Origin of the sequence: Bacillus sp. LJBV19, from assembly GCF_017797845.1 — a bacterium.
Classification (GTDB): Bacteria; Bacillota; Bacilli; order Bacillales; family Bacillaceae; genus Bacillus; species Bacillus velezensis.
Genome location: NZ_CP072563.1, coordinates 3,946,588 through 3,973,013 on the forward strand (window position 1 = coordinate 3,946,588; position 26,426 = coordinate 3,973,013).

At 45.5% G+C, this 26,426-nt stretch carries 28 protein-coding genes; 5 read left to right on the forward strand and 23 right to left on the reverse strand.

Features of this window, described 5'->3' with window-relative positions:
• Positions 1 to 99: 99 nt before the first annotated feature.
• The gene (locus J6600_RS19320; protein WP_209387798.1) at positions 100 to 1,011 is read left to right on the forward strand and encodes a DMT family transporter; all 912 of its coding nucleotides are present in this window, start codon (positions 100 to 102) and stop codon (positions 1,009 to 1,011) included.
• A 149-nt stretch (positions 1,012 to 1,160) separates the two neighbouring features.
• Positions 1,161 to 3,230 carry a thioredoxin domain-containing protein gene (locus J6600_RS19325; protein ID WP_209387799.1) on the forward strand — a complete coding sequence of 690 codons (2,070 nt, stop codon included), beginning with the start codon at positions 1,161 to 1,163 and terminating at the stop codon, positions 3,228 to 3,230.
• Here the strand turns inward: J6600_RS19325 and J6600_RS19330 are convergent.
• Positions 3,227 to 4,123 carry a CPBP family intramembrane glutamic endopeptidase gene (locus J6600_RS19330; protein ID WP_209387800.1) on the reverse strand — a complete coding sequence of 299 codons (897 nt, stop codon included), beginning with the start codon at positions 4,121 to 4,123 and terminating at the stop codon, positions 3,227 to 3,229. The two genes, J6600_RS19325 and J6600_RS19330, sit on opposite strands and share 4 nt — an antisense overlap.
• 214 nt (positions 4,124 to 4,337) lie before the next feature.
• Between J6600_RS19330 and J6600_RS19335 the strand changes: the two genes are divergently transcribed.
• The gene (locus J6600_RS19335) at positions 4,338 to 5,669 is read left to right on the forward strand and encodes an MFS transporter (protein WP_209387801.1); all 1,332 of its coding nucleotides are present in this window, start codon (positions 4,338 to 4,340) and stop codon (positions 5,667 to 5,669) included.
• 33 nt (positions 5,670 to 5,702) lie between these two features.
• Here the strand turns inward: J6600_RS19335 and J6600_RS19340 are convergent, their stop codons facing one another.
• The 12 genes from J6600_RS19340 to J6600_RS19395 all read right to left on the reverse strand — a co-directional run bounded on the left by J6600_RS19340 (position 5,703) and on the right by J6600_RS19395 (position 15,056).
• Positions 5,703 to 6,083, reverse strand: coding sequence for a VOC family protein (locus J6600_RS19340; protein WP_209387802.1), 381 nt, complete (start codon positions 6,081 to 6,083; stop codon positions 5,703 to 5,705).
• A gap of 56 nt (positions 6,084 to 6,139) precedes the next feature.
• A complete protein-coding gene (locus J6600_RS19345; protein ID WP_012118935.1) occupies positions 6,140 to 7,078 on the reverse strand; it encodes a LacI family DNA-binding transcriptional regulator in 939 nt (312 codons plus the stop codon).
• A 62-nt stretch (positions 7,079 to 7,140) separates the two neighbouring features.
• Positions 7,141 to 7,899, reverse strand: a complete 759-nt coding sequence (gene xth / locus J6600_RS19350) for an exodeoxyribonuclease III (RefSeq protein WP_025650115.1) — start codon at positions 7,897 to 7,899, stop codon at positions 7,141 to 7,143.
• Positions 7,896 to 8,453 carry a methylated-DNA--[protein]-cysteine S-methyltransferase gene (locus tag J6600_RS19355; protein WP_209387803.1) on the reverse strand — a complete coding sequence of 186 codons (558 nt, stop codon included), beginning with the start codon at positions 8,451 to 8,453 and terminating at the stop codon, positions 7,896 to 7,898. The genes xth and J6600_RS19355 overlap by 4 nt, the downstream gene beginning before the upstream one ends.
• Complete coding sequence (locus tag J6600_RS19360) at positions 8,450 to 9,031, reverse strand: bifunctional transcriptional activator/DNA repair enzyme AdaA (protein ID WP_209387804.1); 582 nt, start codon at positions 9,029 to 9,031, stop codon at positions 8,450 to 8,452. The genes J6600_RS19355 and J6600_RS19360 overlap by 4 nt, the downstream gene beginning before the upstream one ends.
• Positions 9,032 to 9,221: 190 nt before the next feature.
• The gene (gene rpsR / locus J6600_RS19365; protein ID WP_004392983.1) at positions 9,222 to 9,461 is read right to left on the reverse strand and encodes a 30S ribosomal protein S18; all 240 of its coding nucleotides are present in this window, start codon (positions 9,459 to 9,461) and stop codon (positions 9,222 to 9,224) included.
• A 43-nt stretch (positions 9,462 to 9,504) separates the two neighbouring features.
• Entirely contained in the window at positions 9,505 to 10,023 is a 519-nt protein-coding gene (gene ssbA, locus J6600_RS19370) for a single-stranded DNA-binding protein SsbA (RefSeq protein WP_004392979.1), read from the reverse strand.
• A 39-nt stretch (positions 10,024 to 10,062) separates the two neighbouring features.
• A complete protein-coding gene (rpsF, locus tag J6600_RS19375) occupies positions 10,063 to 10,350 on the reverse strand; it encodes a 30S ribosomal protein S6 (protein WP_004392977.1) in 288 nt (95 codons plus the stop codon).
• Between the two features lie 111 nt (positions 10,351 to 10,461).
• Complete coding sequence (gene ychF, locus J6600_RS19380; protein ID WP_004392975.1) at positions 10,462 to 11,562, reverse strand: redox-regulated ATPase YchF; 1,101 nt, start codon at positions 11,560 to 11,562, stop codon at positions 10,462 to 10,464.
• A gap of 126 nt (positions 11,563 to 11,688) precedes the next feature.
• Positions 11,689 to 13,692 (reverse strand): molybdopterin-dependent oxidoreductase, encoded by a 2,004-nt coding sequence (locus J6600_RS19385; protein ID WP_209387805.1) that lies wholly within the window; start codon positions 13,690 to 13,692, stop codon positions 11,689 to 11,691.
• A gap of 46 nt (positions 13,693 to 13,738) precedes the next feature.
• The gene (locus J6600_RS19390) at positions 13,739 to 13,945 is read right to left on the reverse strand and encodes a DUF951 domain-containing protein (protein WP_004392973.1); all 207 of its coding nucleotides are present in this window, start codon (positions 13,943 to 13,945) and stop codon (positions 13,739 to 13,741) included.
• 85 nt (positions 13,946 to 14,030) lie between these two features.
• Positions 14,031 to 15,056 (reverse strand): YkvI family membrane protein, encoded by a 1,026-nt coding sequence (locus J6600_RS19395; protein ID WP_094296139.1) that lies wholly within the window; start codon positions 15,054 to 15,056, stop codon positions 14,031 to 14,033.
• 250 nt (positions 15,057 to 15,306) lie between these two features.
• Between J6600_RS19395 and J6600_RS19400 the strand changes: the two genes are divergently transcribed.
• Complete coding sequence (locus J6600_RS19400; protein WP_245207596.1) at positions 15,307 to 15,591, forward strand: GNAT family N-acetyltransferase; 285 nt, start codon at positions 15,307 to 15,309, stop codon at positions 15,589 to 15,591.
• 199 nt (positions 15,592 to 15,790) lie between these two features.
• Complete coding sequence (gene yyaC / locus J6600_RS19405; RefSeq protein WP_004392969.1) at positions 15,791 to 16,405, forward strand: spore protease YyaC; 615 nt, start codon at positions 15,791 to 15,793, stop codon at positions 16,403 to 16,405.
• Between the two features lie 29 nt (positions 16,406 to 16,434).
• On the opposite strand, the gene J6600_RS19410 is transcribed toward yyaC, so the two are convergent.
• The 10 genes from J6600_RS19410 to rpmH all read right to left on the reverse strand — a co-directional run bounded on the left by J6600_RS19410 (position 16,435) and on the right by rpmH (position 25,804).
• Entirely contained in the window at positions 16,435 to 17,286 is an 852-nt protein-coding gene (locus J6600_RS19410) for a ParB/RepB/Spo0J family partition protein (protein ID WP_004392966.1), read from the reverse strand.
• Positions 17,279 to 18,040, reverse strand: coding sequence for a sporulation initiation inhibitor protein Soj (gene soj / locus J6600_RS19415; protein WP_007409899.1), 762 nt, complete (start codon positions 18,038 to 18,040; stop codon positions 17,279 to 17,281). The genes J6600_RS19410 and soj overlap by 8 nt, the downstream gene beginning before the upstream one ends.
• Before the next feature lie 298 nt (positions 18,041 to 18,338).
• Positions 18,339 to 19,190 carry a nucleoid occlusion protein gene (gene noc / locus J6600_RS19420; RefSeq protein WP_007615083.1) on the reverse strand — a complete coding sequence of 284 codons (852 nt, stop codon included), beginning with the start codon at positions 19,188 to 19,190 and terminating at the stop codon, positions 18,339 to 18,341.
• A 121-nt stretch (positions 19,191 to 19,311) separates the two neighbouring features.
• Entirely contained in the window at positions 19,312 to 20,031 is a 720-nt protein-coding gene (gene rsmG, locus J6600_RS19425; RefSeq protein ID WP_007409901.1) for a 16S rRNA (guanine(527)-N(7))-methyltransferase RsmG, read from the reverse strand.
• 13 nt (positions 20,032 to 20,044) lie between these two features.
• Positions 20,045 to 21,931, reverse strand: a complete 1,887-nt coding sequence (gene mnmG, locus J6600_RS19430) for a tRNA uridine-5-carboxymethylaminomethyl(34) synthesis enzyme MnmG (RefSeq protein WP_007615086.1) — start codon at positions 21,929 to 21,931, stop codon at positions 20,045 to 20,047.
• 17 nt (positions 21,932 to 21,948) lie between these two features.
• A complete protein-coding gene (gene mnmE / locus J6600_RS19435) occupies positions 21,949 to 23,328 on the reverse strand; it encodes a tRNA uridine-5-carboxymethylaminomethyl(34) synthesis GTPase MnmE (RefSeq protein ID WP_209387806.1) in 1,380 nt (459 codons plus the stop codon).
• 289 nt (positions 23,329 to 23,617) lie between these two features.
• Positions 23,618 to 24,259 carry an RNA-binding cell elongation regulator Jag/EloR gene (gene jag / locus J6600_RS19440; protein ID WP_017418434.1) on the reverse strand — a complete coding sequence of 214 codons (642 nt, stop codon included), beginning with the start codon at positions 24,257 to 24,259 and terminating at the stop codon, positions 23,618 to 23,620.
• Positions 24,256 to 25,005, reverse strand: coding sequence for a YidC family membrane integrase SpoIIIJ (spoIIIJ, locus tag J6600_RS19445; RefSeq protein WP_007409906.1), 750 nt, complete (start codon positions 25,003 to 25,005; stop codon positions 24,256 to 24,258). Before spoIIIJ ends, jag begins: the two co-directional genes overlap by 4 nt.
• A 160-nt stretch (positions 25,006 to 25,165) precedes the next feature.
• The gene (rnpA, locus tag J6600_RS19450; RefSeq protein WP_004392944.1) at positions 25,166 to 25,516 is read right to left on the reverse strand and encodes a ribonuclease P protein component; all 351 of its coding nucleotides are present in this window, start codon (positions 25,514 to 25,516) and stop codon (positions 25,166 to 25,168) included.
• 153 nt (positions 25,517 to 25,669) lie between these two features.
• Positions 25,670 to 25,804 carry a 50S ribosomal protein L34 gene (rpmH, locus tag J6600_RS19455; RefSeq protein ID WP_003178075.1) on the reverse strand — a complete coding sequence of 45 codons (135 nt, stop codon included), beginning with the start codon at positions 25,802 to 25,804 and terminating at the stop codon, positions 25,670 to 25,672.
• Positions 25,805 to 26,426: the final 622 nt, after the last annotated feature.

Sequence of the window (26,426 nt, forward strand, 5' to 3'; positions counted from 1 at the left end):
CAAAATCTATTTAACTGGTTGAAGTCATATCATCAAATCTTTATTAATATAGAAACACATTAAATAACTGGTTGGTTTTTGTAAAGAGGAGTGAGAAAGATGCGAAAGAAAACAGTTCGAATCGGTATATCTTACAGTCTGATGATTGGGTTGTGGGCATCAGCTTTCCCGGGAATTCGCGCGGGTTTGGAGAGTTACACGCCGGAACACCTCGCTTTGTTTCGCTTGTTGATTGGGTCAATGGCACTGGTGGTTTTTGCTGTTTTGACTCATATGCGTTTACCTGACATGAAGGATATCCCTGCTATTTTATCTTTAGGATTTTTAGGTTTTGCACTATATCACATTTTGCTGAATATCGGAGAAAAAACCGTCAGCGCAGGGGTAGCAAGCTTACTCGTGACCATGACACCTATTTTTTCTGCAATGTTATCTCGTCTGTTTTTTGGTGAACATTTTGGGCTTTATAAATGGATTGGCTCTATCATAAGTTTATTAGGTGTGTCGATCATTACATTTGGGGCAGGAAACTATACACATTCAGTGAACGGCATTTTGTTAATCCTGCTGGCAGCTTTTTCGGAGAGTATTTATTTCGTTTTTCAAGCCCGCTATATAAAAAAATATGGATTTATTCCATTCGTTACATTCACTATTTGGGGCGGGACAATACCTATGCTTCTATTTCTGCCTGGCTTAGGGGAAGAGTTTTTGAACGCTTCCATGAACTCAACATTGTCTATCGCTTACTTAGGTTTATTACCAACGGTTGTGCCTTACTTTGCACTTGCGTATGTAACATCACTCGTCGGTGCTTCAGAAGCAACCATTTCACTTTATTTAACACCAGCCATAACCTTGGCCATTTCTTGGGTGTGGTTAGGTGAAGTACCTGCGTTTATTGCACTGACAGGCGGGATGGTTACAGTCGCCGGGGTGTGTTTCACTTATCTAACAGTAAATAAAATGATAAAGATTTTAAATCCTTATTTCTTATCTAAAAAGCAATAAGGTGGATGAAGTTTAACCCTGAAAATAGAATCATAAGCAGTTCTCCTTTTTAATGACTTGGGTTTGGATCACAAAGTTGAGTGTATGAATTTTTTTAGAGGATTGTGGTATGTTAAACGTACAAATATTAATAGAAAGCAGGTGAGCCCATGCCAAACAATAGTAAACCCAACAGTTTAATCACGGAGAAGTCCCCCTATCTGCTCCAACACGCCCACAACCCCGTAAACTGGCACCCTTGGGGAGAAGAAGCCTTCGAAAAAGCAAAACGCGAAAACAAGCCGGTTCTTGTCAGCATCGGCTATTCGACGTGTCATTGGTGCCACGTAATGGCCCACGAGTCCTTTGAGGACGAAGAGATCGCCGGTATATTAAACGATCAATTCATAGCCATCAAGGTTGATCGTGAAGAGCGGCCTGATGTGGATTCCGTGTATATGAGAATCTGCCAGCTGATGACGGGGCAGGGCGGGTGGCCGCTGAACGTGTTCGTCACACCAGATCAAAAGCCGTTTTATGCGGGGACGTATTTTCCGAAGACGAGCAAATATAACCGTCCGGGTTTTATTGATGTGCTTGAACATCTGTCCGAAACGTTTGCGAATGACCGGCAGCATGTCGAGGATATCGCCGAAAACGCCGCCGCTCATCTTGAAGTCAAGGTTCACCCGGCTGAGGGCATGCTTGGCGAACAGGCGGTTCATGACACGTATCGCCAGCTGGCCGGCGGGTTTGATACGGTGTACGGCGGGTTCGGCCAGGCTCCGAAATTTCCGATGCCGCATATGCTCATGTTTCTGCTTCGCTACTACAGCTATACGGGCAAGGAACAGGCTTTGGCCGGTGTAACCAAGACACTCGACGGCATGGCGAACGGCGGGATTTTTGACCACATCGGGTTCGGATTCGCCCGCTACTCGACTGATAATGAATGGCTCGTGCCGCATTTTGAGAAAATGCTGTATGACAACGCCCTTCTCCTGACCGCATATACAGAAGCCTACCAAGTCACGGGTAATGAGCGCTACAAACAGATTGCGATGCAGATCGTAACGTTTATTCAGCGGGAAATGATGCATGAAGACGGCAGCTTTTTCTCAGCTTTAGACGCTGATACCGAAGGCCGTGAGGGGAAATATTACATATGGTCCAAAAAAGAAATCATGAACCTTCTCGGTGATGAACTCGGCCCGCTTTACTGCAAGGTGTATAACATCACAGACCAAGGCAATTTTGAAGGCGAAAACATCCCGCACCTCATTTTCACGCGGCGTGAGGCCATCCTAGAAGAGACCGGCCTCACAGAACATGAGCTGGCCGATCGCCTTGAAGAGGCAAGAACAAAATTGCTGGAAGCGCGTGAAAACAGAAGCTATCCGCATACAGATGACAAAGTGCTGACCTCATGGAACGCGCTCATGATTGCCGGGCTGGCAAAGGCCGCAAAGGTATTTCACGAGCCTGACTTTCTCAGCATGGCGGAAACAGCGATCCGCTTTCTCGAACGGCACCTCATGCCGGACGGGCGCGTCATGGTCCGCTATCGCGAGGGCGAAGTGAAAAACAAAGGGTTTATCGATGATTACGCTTTTCTCATCTGGGCTTACCTTGAACTGTATGAAGCGGGTTTTCATCCGTCTTATCTGCAGAAAGCGAAAACGTTATGTACAAGCATGCTGGAGCTGTTCTGGGATGAACGGCACGGAGGCTTCTTCTTTACGGGGAATGATGCCGAGACCCTTCTTGTCAGGGAAAAAGAGGTTTATGACGGGGCCGTGCCTTCCGGAAACAGCGCGGCTGCCGTACAGCTGCTTCGTCTCGGCCGCCTGACGGGTGACATATCACTGATTGAAAAAGCCGAAGCGATGTTTTCCGTGTTCAAACGGGAAATAGAGGCCTATCCGAGCAGCAACGCTTTCTTCATGCAAAGCGTACTGGCACATACAATGCCCCAAAAAGAAATCGTTGTTTTCGGAAGCAAAGATGACCCGGACAGAAAACGTTTCATTGAGGCGCTTCAGGAGCATTTCACTCCCGCCTATACGATTCTCGCCGCAGAACATCCGGATGAGCTTAAAGGCATTTCTGACTTTGCCGCGGGTTATCAAATGATCGACGGAAAGACAACGGTCTACATTTGCGAGAATTTCGCCTGCCGGAGGCCGACGACGGATATTGATGAAGCGATGAACACCTTACAAATCAGCAGCAGAGCCTAGGCGGCCTGCTGCTTTTCTTTTTTCACAAAACGGAACGCGAGCCATGCGAAGATGATATTGATCACCAGAGTCGATATGCAATCATATATTTCATAGCCGCCGGCTGCTGTTGTAAATATCGACGGAATGCCGCCGTACACCGAATGATCCTCTGTGAGAAAGATAAATAAAAACATATTATTGGCAGCGTGACCGCCAAGGGACATCTCCAGACTGCCCGTTTTAATCGTGATAAAGGTCCAGATCATGCCAATGGTGACATATCCGATTCCCGCCCAGAGAGCTCCATTTTCCATCTCCGGATTTCCGAAATGAAGTGCGCCGAATAATCCGCCGATAATGACTGTCAGAACCACCGCGTTTGCCGTCAATTTTCCGGCGAACTGAAGCAGAAAACCGCGAAAGAGAAATTCCTCCGCAGAGGTTTGAATCGGCACCAACAAGACGGCCGCCGCTAACAGCAGCAGAAAACGTGAAGCATGGAATTCCTGAAGCATGAAACGATCCGGATGAATTGTAAAATCAATCAGCCCCGCGACAAACATCAGCACAACATATGTGCCGAATCCAAAGAAAATTCTCTTCCAGTTCAGCGACTGATTCGGTGAGATGATGGATAAAAACCGCCGTTTCATAATGAAACGAACCGCTATCCAAATGCCCGGAATCGCAATGAAATAGACGATATGCTGTAAATAAATATCCGCCAGCGGGTCACTTAATGCCGCCTCATCCCAATTTATCGTCAGTGAAGGGTTGAAAGCGGACGTGAGAAACATATAAAACACGGTCAGTATGCTTCCGAAAAAGAACAAACCCACAATGACCAAAAGAGAAAGAAGATATCTCGATACACTATTTCTTCCCTCTGCTGGCCGTACAAACGTATTCATATTTATGCATCAACTTCCTTTCCTTCAACATTTTACAATATAAACAGAAACAGATATAGGAAATGTTATATATTTTAAGAAGAAAGCGCTATGCCGTTTCCTTTGGCTCTGGTTATTTACACTCTGTTTTTGCCAAAAAAAGACCTTTATAATGTATTCGTCAGATAAATTTACAGTATTTTCTGATTACAATTGCAAAGTCAGGGGGTTTTTTATGAAACATCAGACATTCTCAAATGTAGCGAACCGATTAGACCGTCTCCCCATTTCGCGTGTGCACTATCAAGTATTAACCGCTCTCGGAATCATCTATTTTTTCGATCTCGCTGATCTGTTTACGCTCAGCAACGTGGCTCCGGCGCTGATTGAGCATTGGGGCGTGAAGCTGTCCACCATTGCCGACATTACGGCCGCATCCTTCCTGGGCATGTTTTTAGGCGCGTCCATCGGCGGAAGGCTGTCCGATCGGATCGGCAGGAAAAAAGCGCTGAATTGTTTTGTCCTTGTCTTTTCGATCTCATCTTTTCTGAATGCGCTGGCATGGGACATTCCGTCCTTAATGATTTTCCGCTTCTTGACCGGGCTCGGCGTCGCGGCCGCCATGATTGTGACGAACAGCTATTTGGCGGAATTTTTTCCATCCTCCGTACGGGGAAAATACATCTCCCTTTGCGCCATGATCGGACTGATCGGCGTTCCCGTCACAAACGTTGTTTCCGCTTTTGTCATTCCTTTAGGCTCATGGGGGTGGCGGCTCGTATTCGTATGGGGGGCGGCCGGTCTCATTTATTTCTTTTTTATCCGCCGGCTTGAGGAATCGCCGCGCTGGCACGAAAATCGGGGCGCATATGATCAGGCAAACGCCATTATGAATCGTCTTGAAGCACGTATAGAGAAAGAAAAAGGCCCGCTTCCCGCGCCAAAAGAGGCGGCTGAAGTACATACAGTGAAGCACGCAGGCTACTTAGGGCTGTTTCAGGGCAGGAATTTAAAGATCACCATCATCCTGTCAGCGGTATGGATTCTTGAAACCTTTGGCTTTTACGGCTTTGCTTCATGGGTGCCCAGCCTGCTGAAAAGCAACGGCATCACCATGGAAAAAACGCTGTGGTACAATGTGCTTCACTCTGTCGGCGCGCCGCTTGGCGCATTGCTCGGTTCCATGATATCCGAGACGTTCCAAAGGAAATGGATTCTGGCCGCAAGCGCTTTTCTGACTGCCATTGCCGGACTGTTATACGGCATGACGTTTATTCCCATCATGATTATTGTGTTTGGATTTGTCGTCAACGTCACGGAACGGATTTTCACCTCAAACTTATACGCATATACATCGGAGCCGTATCCTACGGAATATCGCTCGGCCGGGAGCGGGCTGGCGTACGGGCTCGGCCGTTTTTCCAATATATTCGGCTCCCTGCTCGTCGGATTTATTGCCGTTAAGCTCGGCTACATCAGCGTCTTTTTGTTCATCGGCGGCTGCTGGCTTCTATGTTCCGTTTTGTTAATCCTCTTCGGCCCGAAAACAAATGCTCAGCAAATTTAATCAAAAAAACAGTGCGGAATCACTCCGCACTGTTTACACTGTGATTTCTATCAAATTGCCTTCCCAATCCTCTATCACACTCTCATAATATCCGTCACCCGTTACGCGCGGGCCGCTTACGACCTGAAATCCATCGTTTTTAAACGTCTCCGTCAATTCATTCACCCGCTCCTTGCTGCCTGTAGAAAATGCGAGATGCGCCCATCCGGTCATATTCTGTGACGGCGCTTCATCAATGCCGCCTTTTTTCATAAGTTCCAGCCTGCATCCGGAGTCAAATGTCAGAAAATACGATTTGAAATCTTTTTTCTCATTATGATAAAGGTCATTGGCCTTGGCGCCGAAGTATTTCTCATAAAATTCTTTCATCCGTTCTAAATCTTTCACCCATATCGCTGCATGTTCAATTCGCATATGTCCGCCTCCCTTTTTTTCTCAATCTAGTTATAAAGCATGAAACCCATTTCATCTCAAGACTTTTTCCGCTGAAATTGATGCATAATTTGTTTTTTAGCCGTTTCTTCGTGAAAAAACAATAAAAATGCTTCCTTTCCGACCCGTTCCAAATGAAGTTCCAGAGATGGAATATTCAATGCCCGGCTGACGCTCAGATTTCCCTCGCCGATGATCTCCGCGTCCCATTTCTGTTCTTTCGCAAACTGGTACAAGCCGGCAGCCACATCATCACTGTGCGCATAGATGGCCGTCGGCGCCTTGTCGAAACCCCAGAAGTGCTCACCCGCCCGCTTTCCGTCGTCCATATCATGGCATCCGACCAGAATGCGGGTTTCATCAAGAGAGCCGAAAACCGCCTTATATGCGGTTACCTTGTCGGCCGTACTCGGGCTTTTTTCCGCTTCCCGCACACATGTAAAAGCAACGTCTTGATGCCCGCGGTTTTTCAAATACAAAAAGCTTTCTCTGTATGCTGCCTGCCTGTCATTATAAGCGCAGGGAATCTCTTGATGCTGTGTATATTCACAAGCGACAATGGGGCCGTATTCCAGGTAAGGCACGGCGGTTTCCCATTCATTCGCGCGGGACGTGACAATCAGTCCGTCAATCTTTTTCATTTTCAGCAGTTCGAAATAGGTCATCTCTATAGCGGGGTCATAGTTGGTGGGGAGAAGGGTTGTCACGTAATCATGGGCAAACGCTTCCTTCGTGATACCGTTTACAATTTTGTCAAAGCAGGGATGGTCGCTGTACGGCAAAATCACGCCGATTGTATTGGTCTTTCCGCGAATCAGATCAATGGCAGTTCGATTAGGGGTATAATCCAGCTCCTTCATCACTTGATTCACAAGACGCCGTTTCTCCTCAGATACGTACGGGTGTCGGTTTAACACGCGTGATACGGTGGCCACCGACACATTCGCCAGTTTCGCAATCTCTTTTATATTTGCCATGTGCTCCTCCATTTTCAGTGATAAAAAAGCAGCAAGAGTGGATTTCTCTTACTGCTATCTCATCATAAATCCACTGTCATTTCAACAGGGCAATGGTCAGAACCCATGATATCGGCACAAATGGCCGCTTCGCTGATCCGCTGCTTCAGTCTGTCTGAAACAATGACGTAATCAAGCCGCCAGCCGATGTTTTTCTCACGTGCGTTCGTCCTGTAAGACCACCAGGAATAGGCGCCTTCCCGATCAGGATATAAATAGCGGAATGAGTCGGTAAATCCGGCGTTCAGCAGGGCGCTGAACGCTTCCCGCTCCTGATCCGAGAAACCGGCGTTCTTCCGGTTGGCTTTCGGATTTTTTAAGTCTATCTCCCTGTGTGCGACATTCAGATCGCCGCATAATATCACGGGCTTCTTCCGGTCAAGCTTCTGCAGATAATCCTTAAAATCGGCTTCCCATTGAAGACGGTAATCAATTCGCTCTAATCCGCGTTTGGCATTAGGCGTATAACAGTTGACGACAAACACATGCTCAAATTCAAGCGTGATCACCCGTCCTTCTTGATCATGGTCGTCAATCCCCAGTCCATAGAACACGTGCAGCGGCTTTTCTTTCGAAAAAACAGCCGTGCCTGAGTAGCCTTTTTTCACCGCATAGTTCCAATAGGCGTGATATCCTTCAGGCTGTAATGATACTTGTCCGTCCTGTACTTTTGTTTCTTGCAGACATAGAATATCGGCTTCCGTTTCCTGAACGTAAGTATTGATATCTATCTTTTTCATCACGGCACGCAAGCCGTTTACATTCCAAGAAATCAGTTTCATGTGTTCCCTCCTGTCCGGCTCAGCCGGTATTCCAGTGTTTCAATGTTTCCGCCCTCTAATGCCAGCAGCTGCTTTTTCATTTCTAAACCGCCTCTGAATCCGGTCAGTTTCCCGTTTTTCCCGATGACGCGATGGCACGGAACCGTAATCAATACCGGATTTTTTCCAATCGCGGCGCCCACAGCTCTTACGGCTGCCGGTTTCTGAATCATTTCTGCTATACCCGAATAGGAGTATGTCTCGCCGTACGGTATGTCCATAAGCGCTTTCCATACAGCAAGCTGAAATTCTGTTCCGTAAAGATCCACCGGCACTGAAAAAGCTGATCTGCCATTTTCAATGTACTCGGACAGCTCTGCCGTGTAAGACGCCAGCTTTTCATCATCACGTGCCAATCGGTATTGCGGCAGTGATTTTTTTGTCCACTGCTCAAGCTCTTCAAAGCTTCCATGATTTGAACCTATAAAGCAAAGCCCCTTAGATGTGGCGGCTGTATACAGGCTCCAATCATTCCGTGTGAAGAGTGTCCAATAGATCATAGGCTCTTTACTCATATTGAACCTCCCTGTCCCATTTTGGCCGTTTTTCTGTATTCTGTGGGCGAACTCCCGGTTCTCTTTTTAAAAAGAGTCGCGAAATGCGCTGTGTTTGGAATTCCGACAGTCAGAGCGATCTCCATGACTGTCATATCAGTATGCTTTAAAAGGTGTTCCGCCTTCGACAATCTTATTTTCTGTATATACGCAATCGGGGACATTCCCCTGATTTTTTTAAATGTCCGCTGTAAATGATAGGGGCTGCCGTGACACATTTCGGCCAGTACACTCAGAGTCAGAGATTCGTAATAATGGCGTTCAATGTATTCAATGATTTGAGCAATCCATTCTTCATCAGGAAGACGAAGACCGTTCGGCCGGCACCTTTTACAGGGACGAAAATGTCTCTCGAGCGCTGCATCAGCCGTATCAAACACCAGCACGTTTTCTTTATTCGGAACTCTCGATTTACAAGAAGGCCGGCAGAAAATCCCCGTCGTTTTTACTGCATAATAAAATACTCCGTCATAAGAAGCATCATTGCGTATGATTGCGCTCCACTTTTCATCAGTCAGGATATTTCTGTCTGTCTCCATCTCAGCCACCCCCTGTTTTTCAGTATAAACAAATTCATTGCATAAGTACGCGTTTTTGAATAGAGGAGCAAGATAACAAAGATAGGTGTCAGGAGCACTTCCATGTTTCATGTGAAACATTTCGGCAGGATGGAGGGGGACTGATATAAAAAAAGAGCAGGAGCCCGCAGGCTCTTGCTCTTTTTTCGGCTTACTCGCCAGTTACGTATGGAAGTAAAGCCATTTGACGTGCGCGTTTGATCGCGATAGTCAATTTACGTTGGTATTTCGCGTTTGTTCCAGTTACACGGCGAGGTAAGATTTTACCACGCTCAGAAACAAACTTTCTAAGAAGATCTACATCTTTGTAATCGATGTGCGTAATGCCGTTAGAAGTGAAGTAACAAACCTTACGGCGTTTCGCACGACCGCCTCTGCGTCCTCCTGCCATTGTCATTTCCCACCTTTCTCGTTATGAATATAGCGATAATCTATTAGAACGGAAGATCATCATCCGAGATGTCAATCGGCTTGCCGTCGTTGGCAAATGGATCATCATTAAAGCTGTTCCCTTGATTTCGTCTCTGGTTGTTCTGATTTCCGCCGAACGGATTATCATTTTGGCCTCCGCCAAAGTATTGGCCTCCGCCGCTGTTTCCTTCGTTGTATCCGCCTGATCCAGAACCGCCGCTGTTTTTAGGCTCAAGAAATTGAACACTTTCAGCTTGGACTTCTGTCACGAAGACACGCTGTCCCTGCTGATTTTCATAATTTCTTGTCTGGAGTCGGCCGTCTACGCCGGCAAGGCTTCCTTTTTTAAGAAAGTTTGCAACGTTTTCGGCTTGTCTTCTCCAAGTGACACAATTAATGAAATCGGCTTCACGTTCTCCGGACTGGTTCGTGAATGTACGATTCACAGCAAGAGTAAACGTGGCGACAGCCGCACCGCTTGGCGTATAACGAAGCTCTGGGTCTTTTGTCAGTCTTCCGACTAATACAACTCGGTTAAGCATATGAAAGACCACCTTTTAACATTATATATTTCAAATTGCTTATTCTTCTTCTTTAACAACGATGTGGCGAATGATATCGTCACTGATCTTAGCTAAACGGTCGAATTCAGCAACCGCTGCAGCTTCAGACTGAACGTTTAAGATTTGGTAGAAACCGTCACGGAAATCATTGATTTCGTAAGCAAGACGACGTTTACCCCAATCTTTTGTTCCAGTGATCTCCGCTCCGTTAGAAGTCAATACGTTGTTGAAACGCTCGATAACTGCCTTCTTTGACTCTTCGTCAATGTTCGGACGGATAATGTACATAACTTCGTACTTTTTCATCTGTTTGCACCTCCTTTTGGTCTAAGCGGCCCTATAATGGGCAAGGAGCAATAATTCTATTACTCACAAGTTTATATTATACCAAAGCTCTTGTCCCTTTACAACTGTGTCCTATACATTAAATCGGAAATGAATGACATCTCCGTCTTGGACTACATATTCCTTACCTTCCAGACGCACTTTCCCGGCTTCTTTCGCTCCGGACATTCCGCCGCCTGCCAAAAGGTCTTCATAAGCAACCGTTTCAGCGCGGATAAAGCCGCGTTCAAAGTCAGTGTGGATGATACCCGCACACTCAGGAGCTTTCATGCCTTTTCTGAATGTCCATGCGCGCACTTCCTGTTCGCCCGCCGTAAAGTATGTCGCAAGACCGAGAAGAGAGTATGACGCTTTAATCAGCTGATCAAGACCTGACTCTTCGATGCCGAGCTCCTCAAGGAACATTTGCTTTTCTTCGCCTTCCAATTCAGCAATTTCAGACTCAATTTTCGCGCAGACGACGATAACCTCGGCGTTTTCACCCGCGGCGTACTCCCGGATTTTCGCAACATATTCATTATCTGAAGGATCAGCCACTTCATCCTCGCTTACATTTGCTACATAAAGCACGGGTTTTGACGTAAGCAAATGAAGCTGCTTCACAAGCTTTTGCTGTTCTTCCGTAAATTCAACGGAACGGGCAGGCTTTTCTTGTTCGAAAGCTTCTTTTAATTTAGACAGAATGTCAAATTCAAAAACCGCTTCTTTGTCTTTTTGCTTCGCAAGCTTGCTTACACGCGTGATGCGTTTTTCGACTGTCTCCATGTCGGCAAGAATCAATTCAAGGTTGATCGTTTCAATATCGTCAATCGGATCGACTTTCCCTGACACGTGCGTAATATTGTCATCAGCGAATGCGCGTACAACGTGGCAGATCGCATCTACCTGACGGATATGAGAAAGAAACTTATTTCCGAGTCCTTCACCTTTAGATGCGCCTTTTACGATCCCCGCGATATCAGTGAATTCAAACGCAGTCGGCACCGTTTTTTTCGGGTTCACCAATTCAGTCAGCTTTTGCAGACGTTCATCCGGCACTTCCACGATTCCCACGTTCGGATCAATTGTACAGAACGGGTAGTTGGCTGATTCGGCACCAGCCTGGGTAATTGCATTAAATAACGTCGATTTTCCGACATTCGGCAAACCGACAATTCCAGCAGTTAAAGCCATTCTTTCATCTCCTCTATATCAAACCATCATCGTATAAACGTATTGTAAACCTAGAGCAATTATAAGGAGGTTCATAGGAAAAGACAAGCTGAGAAAAAAGCATTTCCCGCCCTCTCTCTCCTTAGATTATCCTTTTTTAACCGCTACCAGACAGTCAAAAAGCGTACTTCCCATTCCATTATCGGAATTTGAATCCTTTGTGAGCATGTTGACGGAGCCTCCGAATGCCGCCCACATGCCTTCATCTATATTCACCGTCTTCGGGTGAGCCTGCTTCATGATTTTCACCCTGCCGCGCAGACGGCCGCGGTCATTGTATACCTCTGCCGTATCTCCGTCTTGAAGTGAAAGCTCCTCGGCGATATCCGGCGACAGGTCCACCTGAATCTGCTGGAGCTTTTCAATAAACGGCACGTGCTGTGAATGATTAGAGCGCTGCGGGTGAATGGACAGCAGCGTATACGGGTATTTCCCGGCAAGCCCGGCGTCATGATAAACAGACTCCTCCGGCACCTCCAATTGAGGGAGGCCGCTGTATCCTTTCTCTTCTGCCAGTGACGAGACGAATTCAAATTTTCCGCTCGGGGTTAAAAATTGAAAATCACTCCACGGAACCTGTTTGACCGGAAGCGGCATATGTCCTTTTTCCTTTAATTGCTCAAGGGTGATTCCTTCTTTCTCCAAAGAAGAGAGCCCCATTTTCAAGAAATCTTCCGTACTGTAATCAAAGAGCTCCCCGAATCCGAGACGCTTTGCGAGTTCCGTCCAGATCCAGCGGTCTGATTTTGCCTCTCCCTGCGGTTCCGCAAGCTTCTTGCCATATTGAACATAGTGATGATACATGCTGGAATAATAAATATCTTCCTCTTCGAAAACAACGGCCGTCGGCAGCACATAGTCACAGAGCTTCGCCGTATCGGTCATGACCGAATCAATGGCCACTGTGACCGGTGTTTTTTCAAACACTTCCTTCACTTTTTTTGTATTCGGCACCTGTGTCAGCGGATTGCCGCACGTCACGATGATCATCTCAATCGGCGGATCGGCTGCATTCAGCGCCTCTTCGGCTTGAGTCATCATCGAAAACGTTCTCGAACTTTTCTTCAGATCAGGACGGGTGAGCTCGGCCTTTGCAAAGCTTTCACCGACTTGCACATTTCCGAAATTTGCGCCGCCGCCTTTGATACCGACATTTCCGCTCGTCGCAGCTAAAGCGTCAATCCACCGTATCGTCCCGCCCCCGTTTTTATATCTCTGCATCCCAAGACCCATAAAAGTGGAGGCGGGACCGTCAGCATATAAATCAGCAAGATATTCAATCACTTCTAAAGACGTTTCTGTTTTCTCAATGATCTCCTCAAAAGAAATCGTCTTCAGAAGCTTTTCTATTTCTTCAAAACCGACCGAATGCCTTTGAATGAAACCGGAATCGGTTCTGCCGGTTTGGCATAATATTTTTAAAACACCCGCCGCAAGCCAGCCATCCATGCCGGGTTTGACGGATATATACCGATCGGCAAGCTTTGCAGTCGGGTTAAAAATAGGATCAATGACCGTCAGTGTCGCTCCTTTTTTCTTCACCTGCTGCAGATGATGATAGAGGTGCATATTCGTCCGGGACACGTTTCTGCCCCATACGATCACATGCTTGCTGTGATAAATATCAAGCGGTCCATGCCCGTAAGAACGCCCGAAATCCCAGCGCTGCGCTTCAATGCCGGAACCCCAGCAAATGCTGCCCGCAATCTCCGTTACACCGCCGTATCCATTGAAAAAACGCTGGTCGAGCGCCTTCAAAAGACCGTTATTGGCGTAATCATGACTGTGCAGCACTGCGGCAGTGCCCAACGTCTCCTTAATCACCGCCATTTTTTCAGCAATTTCATCTAACGCCTGCTCCCAGGAAATGCGGACAAATTCGCCGTCTTTCTTTTTTAAAGGAAAACGAAGCCGTTCCGGCGCATTCGTTTTCGTCTCCAGCATTCTGCCCCGGCCGCAAATTTTTCCTTCCGTAATGGGATGATTCGGGTCTCCGTCTACTTTCGTCACCTTTCCATCCTCAACTGTCACCAAAAAGCCGCAGCTGTCCCAGCAATTCAGCGGGCACGCTGACTGATGCACTTTGCTCATCTGGCCTCTTCCTCTCCTCTATATGAAAAAGCATGAGCGCCAGCCCTTATGATGTAGGCTCCTCATGCTTGACGAGTACTTTTTTCAGCTTTCTCTCAAAATCTCTTCTCGGAATCATGACACTGTGGGAACAACCCGTGCATTTGATCCGAATATCCATTCCCATCCGAATGATTTTCCACCTGTTTTCACCGCAAGGATGCGGTTTCTTCATTTCAACAATATCATTCAGGCCAAAGTCTTTATCCGCCAAGACCCTTCACCTCTCTCCATAGACTGCTTTATTTATTGTACAAAAAAAAACAGGATAAGAGCAACGGCCGCACTCAAAATGAGCATTATACTTTTTTCCATCTCCCTAAAATAGGGTAAAGAAGAAGACATACCAGCAAATAAAGACTTAAAAGCCCGTAAATGGGATATAAAATGGCGATCAAATCTGAAAAACCGATTGTCGTAAAAGGCACCATCACAGCTAAAAGAAGAGATACGAGCGTCCATCTCGGCAATTTCACAAATGCAAGCATGCGGCTGGAAAGCCCGAACAGACCGGTCACGGTTGTCGTATAGATGGCTAAAAAAAGCACGGCGGCCATACAAAGAAATAACGGATAAGGAGCGCCTTCAAGGACGGCGAAAAGAGGCATCTCATATTGTGTAAGACTGCCTGAAAGCTGCACAAGCGTTTCATTGTAAACAAATGAAATCACACCGAAAATCAGCCCGCTTGCAACGCTTGCGATTTTCGCTTCTCCCAATCCTTTCATATCTTTCCCGATTGAAGAAAGAACAGCGACAACAGAAAGGATGTTTAAGGACGTGAAGGTAATGCTTGCCGGCCAATTATACTGGCGGGTCAAATCTATCGTCCACGTGTAATGATGGGTTGTCTGAAAAAAGACCAATGCATATAACAGTCCCGCTACAAGAATCGGTATCAAAATACTATTCAGAGATAGTATTCCTTTTATATCCCAAAAGAATAAACCGACGGTCACAATGCAAAGAAGAAAAATACCGATCCAAAACGGCAGCTTGTACATTTGCAGCGTCACACCGCCGCCGGCAATCATAACCATCGTCATTGAAAACAAATAAAACATAATAAGCACATCATAGACTTTAGCAAGAGCCGGCCCCATCAGATGCTCAAGCACAGGTAAAAAGTGCGTTGATTGAACCCGATAGCTGATCTTCAACACAATATAAGCCGAAATCGTAAACATGACTGTAAACAATACAATAGCCAGTCCGCTTTCGACACCGAAAAACTGCCATATTTCCTGCCCGCTTGCATACCCAGCCCCAATCTGGCTGCTTAATATGAGCAGCATCCACTTCATCCCGGCTCTCCACACCCTCATCACCTCATAAAATTTCTGATAATCTCCGCATATTGCTACTATATTGAGTGACAGCGGCAATCATTCATACAAATGGGACAAATATGGTATGATAACGACGATTGACTATTCAGAAAATTTTATTTATATAAGGAGCTCAAATCGTGTACATCAGGCGTTTAACCGCAAATGATACCAAGCCTTACACCGATATCAGGCTCAAAGCTTAAAAGATCACCCGGACGCGAGGCTTGAATCCGGTAATGCCATCGTGCTTGGCGCCTTTGAAAAAGACAGACTGATAGGAATCCTCAAGATCTCCAAGCATTCGCTGTTTAACCTAAGATACATTGCGGTTATCGGTTCTATGTATATTTCCCCCAAACATCGAAGGTCAGGCGCGGAAGCAAAAAAGATGAAAGACACAGAACAGCTCCATCTCTCTGTTACTTCAACAAATGAACCCGCAAAAAAACTCTACGCTCAGTTAGAATTTATCCTCTTTTCTGCAGAAAAAAGAGCGCTGAAATTAGATCATCAGCAATATGTAATGTAGATCAAATGGTCTTATTTCTTTCATGAACTTAAAGAATAACTGCTCTGAGTTCTTTTTTCTATCCCGCTCTTTTCAAACAACCGGCATGCTGATCATGACATAAGCATAAAAAAAGGCAGCGCTGGATATACTGTAAACAACCTACATCACCAAAAACAACAATGTAATACTCGTATGACATGACAAGGAAGTGAACCTTATGAATCGAAAAGGCGGGCTTTTTTCTCAAGAACGGGCAAAACAATATGTATCTCATACGGATTCTTCTGCTGCGAATCAAATACAAGCGATCCTTACTTCATCTTTACGTAAAGCAGCCGGCAGACCGTTAGTCACCGTGTGTATCGGTACAGATCGGTCGACCGGAGATTCATTAGGTCCGCTCGTAGGAACAAAGTTAGAAAAAATGAATTTAGGCAGATTGCACGTTTACGGCACGCTGTCAGATCCTGTTCACGCCGTCAATATGAAAGACAAGCTGAAAGATATTCAACATCTACATAAAAATCCGTTTATTATAGCGGTTGATGCTTGTTTAGGCCGCGTCAAAAGCGTAGGCTCATTTCAAATCGGCGATGGACCGCTGAAGCCCGGGGCAGGTGTTCAAAAAGACCTTCCTGAAATCGGCGACGTCCATATCAACGGAATCGTCAATGTCAGCGGGTTTATGGAGTATTTTGTCCTGCAGAATACGAGGCTTCATCTTGTTATGAGCATGGCAAATGTTTTAGCAGAGGGGTTACAGCTGACAGATAAATCAGAAGGCCGGCAGGAACGGCTCAGTCCGTTTCATAAGCTGACAAGACGTATATAAAAAACCATCTTTTTAAAAAAAGATGGTTTTTACGCTTCTCTTTCAGACAATAGTTCTAGGATACGTTCAAGATCTTCATTTGAGAAAAACTCAATCTCAATCTTCCCTTTTTTCTTTTGTCTCTTAATATTTACTGTTGTTCCGAAGTAATTTTGCAAATACGATTCCCGCTCTTTTAACACAACATCTTGAACAGGTTCTTTTTTCTTTGTTTCACGTGGAACATTGTTGTTTAACTGCTGAATCAGCTGCTCAAGCTGACGGACGTTCAGCTGTTCTTCAACCACTTTCTTCACAAGCGGTTCAAGCTTGTTTTTATTTTTCAAACCAAGCAAGGTTCTGCCGTGTCCCATGGATAACGTACCTTCTGCAATGAGGTTCTGGATGCTTTCCGGCAGCGTCAGCAGTCTTAAATGGTTGGCAATATGAGGCCTGCTTTTCCCGAGCCGTTTAGCGAGCTGTTCCTGGGTTAAATCCAAATGCTTCAGCAGTGAGTCATATGCCAGAGCTTCTTCAAGCGGTGATAAGTCTTCACGCTGAAGGTTTTCCAAAAGAGCGATTTCCCGCATCAGCGATTCAGATAAATCCCGCACGATAGCCGGCACTGTCTCTTTACCGGCAAGTTTTGCGGCGCGGTAACGGCGTTCGCCGGCTACAATATCATAGCCCTTCAATGATTTTCTCACGATAATGGGCTGAAGAATGCCATGCTGAATGATGGATTCCTTCAGTTCAGCTAATGACTCATCGTCAAATTGTTTTCTTGGCTGATAAGGATTGGGGCGCAAATCACTGATTTTAATCTCTTCCACTGTCTCTTCAGACAAATCAACCTGATTAAACAACGCGTTAATCCCTTTTCCGAGCCCGCCTTTAGCCATTCGCTGCCACTTCCTTTGCTAAATCTAAATATACTTCCGCACCTCTCGAACGCGGATCGTATAATATGATCGGCTTGCCATGACTCGGCGCCTCACTTAAACGGACATTGCGAGGGATAATGGTTTGATACACTTTATCTCTAAAGTATTTCTTTACCTCCTCTATCACTTGAATGCCCAGATTCGTTCTGGCATCAAGCATCGTCAGAAGCACTCCTTCTATCATTAAGTCGGTATTTAAATGTTTTTGCACAAGCCGAACTGTATTTAATAATTGACTCAATCCTTCAAGAGCGTAGTATTCGCACTGAACCGGGATAACGACTGAATCTGAAGCGGTAAGCGCATTAATCGTTAATAACCCGAGAGACGGAGGACAATCAATAATCATGTAATCGTAATTTTGTTTCACTGATTCTAATGCTCTTTTCAGCCTGACCTCCCGTGAGATCGTCGGAACCAATTCGATTTCCGCTCCCGCAAGCTGGATCGTGGCCGGAATGACATCTAAGTTCTCTACTGAAGTCGGTTTAATAATATCTGTAACATCTGCATCATCTACTAAAATGTCGTACACACAATGATCCACATCGGCTTTTTCAATCCCTAATCCGCTCGTTGCATTGCCCTGCGGATCAATATCAACAAGAAGAACCCTTTTACCTATGTAAGCCAAGCAAGCCCCCAGATTAACAGAAGTCGTCGTCTTCCCGACTCCGCCTTTTTGGTTCGTAATTGCTATGATTTTTCCCACGATGTCACCTACCTTCACATGAACATGTACTGTCTTGTTTCTATCTTATCAAAAAAAGAGTAAAGCGTTTTATTTTTTTCATAATTTGTTTATCAGCAAGTGAAAAAAATGTAAACGAAAAAGACACTTTCTAATATAAGTTCTCCGATAAAGTGACTTTTTTGACTGTAAAAAGACAATTCACGACACAAAAAGATAAAATTTTACATATACAATGTATAGTGCACAATAAATCTATCATTATCTCAAAATAGTTTTTTGATTAAAATAAAAACTCCCCTGCTGATCAGGAGAGTTTTTATTTAGGTATCCGAATGGTAAGCTGGATGTACTCTTCGAATTCTTCTTCTTCGGTATTCAGTCTGACGCCGCTGTCTTCTACCATGGACAGTGACTGACGAATCGTATTCATCGCAATTCTTGTATCCCTGCTGAACGCTTTGCGTCTCGGCTTTGGTTTCTGCTTATTCTGTTCAAGCATTTTCACCACTCTGTCTTCCGTCTGCTTGACGTTTAAGCTTTTCTCAATGATTTCCGCAAGCAATGTGACCTGAAGCTCCGGCTGTTTGAGCGGAATCAGTGCTCTTGCATGACGTTCCGTAATTTTTTTCTCCATAATCGCATCCTGGACCGGTTCCGGGAGCTTTAACAATCGGAGCTTGTTCGCAATCGTTGACTGGCCTTTTCCTAAGCGCTGCGCCAAGGCTTCCTGTGTTAAATCATGAAGTTCTAACAGCCTTGCGTACGCATGAGCTTCCTCAATGGAGGACAATTCTTCCCTTTGCAGGTTTTCAATCAAAGCGACAGATGCTGTTTCCGTATCAGAAAAATCTTTAATAATTGCGGGAATCTTCTCCCATTCAAGCGTCTGTACCGCTCTCCAGCGCCTTTCACCCGCAATGAGCTCATATTGTCCTTCATCTTCTGTATGTCTGACAACAATCGGCTGAATGATGCCGTGTGTATGGATAGTCATTGCTAACTCTTTGATTTTTTCATCTGAGAAAATGGTGCGTGGCTGAAAACGGTTGGGAACGATAGCATGTACCGGTATTTCGAGTATCTCTTCTTTGTTTGTATCATGCTCAGCTATCTCCGGTTCCTCTTCCTTCTCACCAAACCCGAAGAAACGAGAGAATGAATGCTTCATGTACCTACACCACCTTTAAAAACTGCCATTTTTATAATTCTATTTTCTCATGGTTTTTCCTGCTGTATCTTCATCAATTTTGCAGAAAATATGATGGAATTGTCACATCAGGCTGTCTAAATTACCCTTCAATTGGCGATTTATTTGGAGTACCCGGTTTTCTCGGATATTTTTTCGGAGTGCTTTTCGTCTTGCGAATGATCATAATGTTCCGTTCACTTTCTTCAACAGGAAGTGTAAAGGAATGAACTTGTTCAAGCTCTCCTCCCAATACTTTAATCGCCTTTTGCCCCGCTTTCAGCTCTTCATCAGCGGCGGCTGCTTTCAGTGCGGCAAATACGCCGTTTTTCTTGGCCAGCGGCAGACAAAGCTCACTCAGGACCGACAGACGCGCCACCGCACGGGCCGTCACGAGATCGAAGCTTTCCCGTACGTCTTTCCGCTGTCCGAATGTCTCCGCTCTGTCATGGACAAATGTCGTATGCTCTAATTGTAAAGCATCAGAGAGAGTTTCCAAAAACGTAATCCGCTTATTCAGTGAATCGACGATGGTGACATGCAGATGCGGGAAGCAGATTTTGATGGGCAGGCTTGGAAAACCGGCGCCGGCGCCGACATCACAAAGAGTGGTGACCTTTTCAAAATCAATATAAAATGCCGCCGTTATCGAATCATAAAAATGCTTGAGATAAACTTCCTTTTTCTCAGTGATGGATGTCAGATTCATTTTTTCGTTCCATTCCACGAGCATCCGGTAATACAACTCGAATTGCTCCAGCTGGCGGTCAGAAAGGGAAATCCCTTTCTCCGCTAAACTGGATGTAAATTCCTCTATATTCATGCCGTCATCCTTTCTATTCAGCTACCTTGGCAATACGGCCCTGCTCCAGGTATACCAGCAGGATTGAAATGTCTGCCGGATTGACACCGGAAATACGGGACGCTTGAGCAACTGATAAAGGACGCACTTCTTTCAGCTTTTGACGGGCTTCAGTAGCAATTCCTTTAATGGCGTCATAATCAATCCGATCAGGGATTTTTTTGTTTTCCATTTTCTTCAGCTTTTCCACTTGCTGCAAGGATTTTTCGATATATCCTTCATATTTCACCTGAATTTCCACTTGTTCCGCCACATCTTGCGGAACCGGAGAATCTGCAGGCGCAAGTTTTGTCACTGTTTCATAGTTCATTTCCGGACGTTTCATTAAATCTGTGCCGCGCACTCCGTCTTTCAGCTCGCTTCCGCCGAGTGAACGGATATATTCCTGATTCTCAGGAGACGGCTTGATAATAACAGACCAGAGACGTTTTTTCTCCGCCTCGATCGCCGCTTTTTTCTTCTCAAACGCTTCATAGCGCTCATCAGAAATTAAGCCGATATCGTGGCCGATTTCCGTCAGACGAAGATCCGCGTTGTCGTGACGGAGCAGCAGTCTGTATTCCGCCCGTGAAGTCAGCAGACGGTACGGTTCATTGGTTCCTTTCGTTACCAAATCATCAATCAATACACCGATATAAGCATCGGAACGGCTGAGGATCACTTCTTCTTTTCCAAGCGCTTTGCGGCCTGCGTTGATCCCTGCCATAATTCCTTGCCCGGCTGCTTCCTCATAACCTGATGTACCGTTAATTTGACCGGCTGTGTACAGGTTAGGGATTTTTTTCGTCTCCAGTGTAGGCCAGAGCTGCGTCGGTACAATTGCGTCATACTCAATCGCGTATCCGGCTCTCATCATCTGCACCTTTTCCAGTCCCGGAATGGTCGCCAGCATCCGCTGCTGCACGTCCTCAGGAAGACTCGTGGATAAACCTTGAACGTATACTTCCTGCGTATTTCTGCCTTCCGGCTCAAGGAAAATCTGATGACGCGGTTTATCATTAAACCGAACGACTTTATCTTCAATCGAAGGACAGTATCTCGGTCCCGTTCCTTTAATCATACCGGAATACATTGGCGAACGATGCAGGTTGCTGTCGATGATCTCATGAGTCTCAGGACTTGTGTAAGTCAGCCAGCAAGGCAGCTGATCGGTAATGTATTCAACCGTTTCATATGAGAAAGCGCGCGGAACCGGGTCCCCCGGCTGGATTTCTGTTTTGCTGTAATCAATGGAATCGCTTGAGACACGAGGAGGCGTGCCCGTTTTAAAACGGACGAGATCAAAACCGAGCTCCTCTAAGTGCTCAGAAAGTTTAATAGACGGCTGCTGGTTATTCGGACCGCTTGAGTAAGACAAATCACCGAGAATGATCCGCCCTCTTAAATACGTTCCGGTTGTCAGCACGACCGTTTTTGCTTTATATTCAGCACCGGTTTGCGTAATGACACCGCGGCACTCCCCGTCTTCAATGATTAAACGCTCGGCAATCCCTTGAAGAAGTGTCAAATTCGGTGTTTTTTCCAGCGTATGCTTCATTTCGTGCTGATATTGGAATTTATCCGCCTGCGCACGCAGCGCCCGTACGGCCGGACCTTTTCCTGTATTCAGCATTCTCATTTGAATATGAGTTTTATCTATATTTCTAGCCATTTCTCCGCCGAGCGCGTCAATTTCGCGGACGACAATCCCTTTCGCGGGGCCGCCGACAGACGGATTACATGGCATAAACGCAACCATATCAAGATTAATCGTCAAAACAAGCGTTTTGGCTCCCTGGCGCGCGGATGCGAGGGCAGCCTCAACACCGGCATGCCCGGCGCCGATGACAATCACGTCGTATTGGCCTGCTTCATACCCCATGGTTTTTTTCCTCCCTTTTATTTACCTAAACAAAATTGTGAAAAGAGCTGATCAATTAAGCTTTCGTGAACGGCATCACCGATGATTTCGCCGAGCAGCTCCCAGCACCTTGTCAAATCAATTTGGACCATATCAATCGGAACATCCTGTTCAATTCCGTTCAGCGCATCATCAATCGCTTGCTTTGCCTGATGCAGAATCGAGATATGACGGGTGTTGCTGACATAGGTGAGATCTCCGCTTTCGATCGCTCCTGTATAAAATAGCGACTGAATCGCTTCCTCTAAATCTTGAATGCCTTCTTCTTTCAGCAATGAGGTCGTGACGACAGGCCGGCCTTTCGCCAGTTCCTTGACGCGCTCAGCGTCAATCTTAGCCTCAAGGTCCGTCTTATTCATAATGACAATGACGTCCATTCCCTCAACCGCTTCAAACAATTTTATATCTTCTTCAGAAAGCTCTTCGCTGTGGTTAAGCACAAGCAAAATGAGATCCGCTTCCTTCAGAACCTGCCGTGACCGTTCCACACCGATTCTTTCGACGATATCTTCTGTCTCACGGATTCCGGCGGTATCGACAAGCCGAAGCGGCACGCCTCGCACGTTGACATATTCCTCAATCACATCACGCGTCGTTCCCGGAATATCGGTTACGATCGCCTTCGTTTCATGGACAAGGCTGTTAAGCAGAGAGGATTTTCCGACGTTCGGACGGCCGATGATCACGGTAGACAGTCCCTCACGCAAAATTTTCCCCTGCTCAGACGTACGGAGCAGCGCCTCGATTTCTTTCTTCACGCCGCTTGCCTTCTCCACTAAAAGCTGATGCGTCATTTCTTCGACGTCATCATATTCCGGATAATCTATATTAACCTCAACATGGGCAAGTGTTTCTAACAGCTCATCACGCAGACGGCGGACAAGCGCGGAAAGCCGTCCTTCCATCTGGTTCATGGCGACATTCATGGCACGGTCCGTTTTGGCCCTGATCAGATCCATCACCGCTTCCGCCTGTGATAGGTCAATCCGTCCGTTTAAAAATGCGCGCTTCGTAAACTCACCGGGTTCTGCCAGTCTCGCGCCTTCTCTTAAAGCAAGCTGGAGCACCTGATTAACCGTCACAATACCCCCGTGACAGTTGATTTCAATGACATCTTCCCTTGTGAATGTTCTGGGCGCTCTTAAAACAGACACCATGACTTCCTCAATAATCCGTCCCGTCGTGCTGTCCGCGATATGCCCGTAATGAATGGTATGCGATTCTGCCGAACTGAGCGTTTTGCCTTTCGGACCCTTGTACATTTTGTCGGCGATCTTTACGGCTTCCAGGCCGCTCAGCCGAACGATCGCGATCGCGCCTTCACCCATCGGAGTTGAAATCGCTGCAATTGTATCCATGCTGTTCACCTCTCTTTATCTCTGTTTCCATCTATATAAAAAATTTTATTTACGCCAAAATTAAAAGATAACATAGTTTGGTTTGAAGTGGAAGATACGTTATCCACAAAGGCAGAAATTCATCCCTTATTACTTTAACTTATCCACATGTGAATAACAATTAATTTTATTTCCTAAAACCTTTTTTATCAACAGCATAGACCGAAAAAGAAAAAACTTAAACGCTAAAAATGCGATTCTGCTTAGGAATAGAGCCATTTTTACCAATAAAAAAACCGAAGTTCCGATTTTACCCGGACTTCGGTTTTCTGCTATCTTTATGGGAAATAACGAGATGGCGGTACCGGCCTTCACCGGTAGAAAACGTTTTGATATTTGGATGCTTTGACAGCGCGTCATGGATGATTTTTCTTTCACCTGACGGCATCGGTTCTAAATGCACATCTTTTTTCGTTTTCGACACTTGCTTGGCCAGCCTGTTTGCCAGCTGATCCAGAATTTCTCTTCTTTTCCGCCGGTAATTCTCAGCGTCGACAACGGCTTGGCGATACTGGCCGGAGCCGCGGTTCAAAACAAGCTGCGTCAATGTTTCCAGGGCATTGAGTGTTTGTCCTCTTTTGCCAATAAGCAGCGCCGCTTTTTCACCTTTAATGTGAAAACAGACTGTTTTCTTGTTTTCTTCCGTAACAATCTCAGAAGGCCCGGCAATGGAATGGATGATTTCTTCCAAATACGCTTTCGCTTCCTGAACAGGATTTCTTTTCTCTTCCAGTTCTACGATCGCATTCTTTTTTCCGAAAATACCCAAAAACCCTTTATATTCTTCTTGCACCACCGTTATTTCTACTTGATCTTTCGTCAGTTGAAGTTCCTGAAGGCCTGATTGAACTGCTTCTTCGACATTCCGTCCCGCAGCAGTCACCTTCTTCACTTTTTCTTTCCTCCCGCTTTCTGCGTTTCCGGATCGTGTTTAATGTCAGGTCCTTTAATAAGGAATGTCTGAGCAATCATAAACAGGTTTCCGACTACCCAATACAGAGAAAGTGCGCTCGGGAAGTTGATCGCAAATACGATGATCATGATCGGCATAATCCATACCATCATTGCCATTTGAGGATTCTGAGTCGGATTTCCGGCCATCATCAGCTTCTGCTGGACAAAAGTGGCCACACCGGCAACGATAGGAAGAATATAGTAAGGATCCTTCTCTCCTAGGTCAAACCATAAAAAGCTGTGCTGTGAAATGGCTTGCGTACGCATAATGGCGTGGTAGAATCCGATCAAAATCGGCATTTGAATCAGGATCGGGAAACATCCCGCCAGCGGGTTTACCCCGTGCTTTGAAAACAGGGCCATTGTTTCCTGCTGAAGCTTCTGCTGCGTTTTTTGATCTTTAGAGCTGTATTTTTCTCTGAGCTTCTGCATTTCAGGCTGCAGCGCCTGCATCGCTTTTGAGCTTCGAAGCTGCTTGATCATCAGCGGCAGAATCAGCAGACGAATTAAAATCGTAACGATGATGATCGATAAACCATAGTTATCGCCCGTCAGTTTCGCTACGTACGTAATGACTTCTGACAATGGATACACAACATATTTGTCCCAGAAATGCGGACTATTCGCCGTAATCGGCTCTTTCACACTCGAGCACCCGGCCAGCAGCACGAGCATACCGACCATACTCAGTAGTAACCATATTCTCCTTTTCAAGAACGTTTCCTCCTATACCAATCTTTATAAACCTTGTATGTATTTTAGCATCTTTCAGTTTCAAATGGCGTTCATTTTTCGCCAAATAAAAGGAAGCGCTTTTAAAAACGTGAAGAAAACAAAATATGAGCTATTTTGACGAAGATTTCTTATATAATGAGGTTTTTCTGAATAAGTGCTGCAGACTCTTTTTCGTTTCTTCAAAACTGAGGTCGCCGGCGGGTTTTCTTGCGATAATAATAAAATCTTTCGGCTTGAGCAGCTCTTTTTCCTCCTGAACAGCCTGCCTTATTAACCGCTTCACCCGATTGCGCACGACGGCATTGCCGATTTTTTTACTGACAGAAAGCCCTACCCGGAGCTCTTCCTGTTTCGGCTGATCAAGCGTATACAGCACGAACTGGCGGTTTGCCATAGACGTTCCGCGTTTAAACACTTTTTGAAAATCTTCATTTTTCTTTAACCGATTTCGCTTCTTCACTTTAATTCACTCCGATATTCACTCGCAGAAACTTTTATTTCTATCTAAAAAAAACGGGCCGCCGGAATACTGAAGAAATTTCTCCAGTACCGGGCGACGCATGACATCTCACTCTCTTAATGTGAAAAAAGACCACTGACATTATTCAGTGGCCTAAGCTGATAATACTTTTCTGCCTTTGCGGCGACGGCGTGCTAATACTAGACGACCGTTTTTTGAACTCATACGGCTTCTGAAGCCATGAACTTTACTGCGTTTACGGTTATTCGGTTGGAATGTTCTTTTCATTTATGACACCTCCCTCGAGGAATAGCTGTTAAAGACAGTCTTACTTATTATATTTGTGCTGCCTATTCATTGTCAACTTCAGCAGTGCTTTTATTTCTTACAACCATAATAGGATAACATACCTTAACCAGTTTAGAAACCTTATTTTTCATATTCCTTTTTTTAACGCAAAAAAAAAAGCCGCGCTCCCTCGAAAAAACGACATGTGGATAATTTTTCGGTCTTTTTTTAATATCCACAATCGTTATCGACAACATTTTCACATTGCTAACCCCTGTGGACAAAGATTTTTCAACAAGTTGTCAGGTTTGTGGATAAGATTACGAGAACCATTGCAAGTCCTCGCTTAATTTGATATTATATTTGTGTTTTAACTCTTAATTACTTATCCAGTCCATTCTCTTTATCCACAATTTGTGGATAAGTTGTGGATTGTTTTCACACAGCTTGTGTAGATTGTTGTCCACAACTTGTGGAATTTGTCGAAAAGCTATTTTTCTACTATACTATATGTTTTCAACATTTCGTGTGTACGAATGGTCAGAGCCATATGCTCTTTTTTTGTGTTCTATAACAGGGAAAGGGCGCTGATTTTTAAAGAAAAGGAGGGCTGTGCCGGATA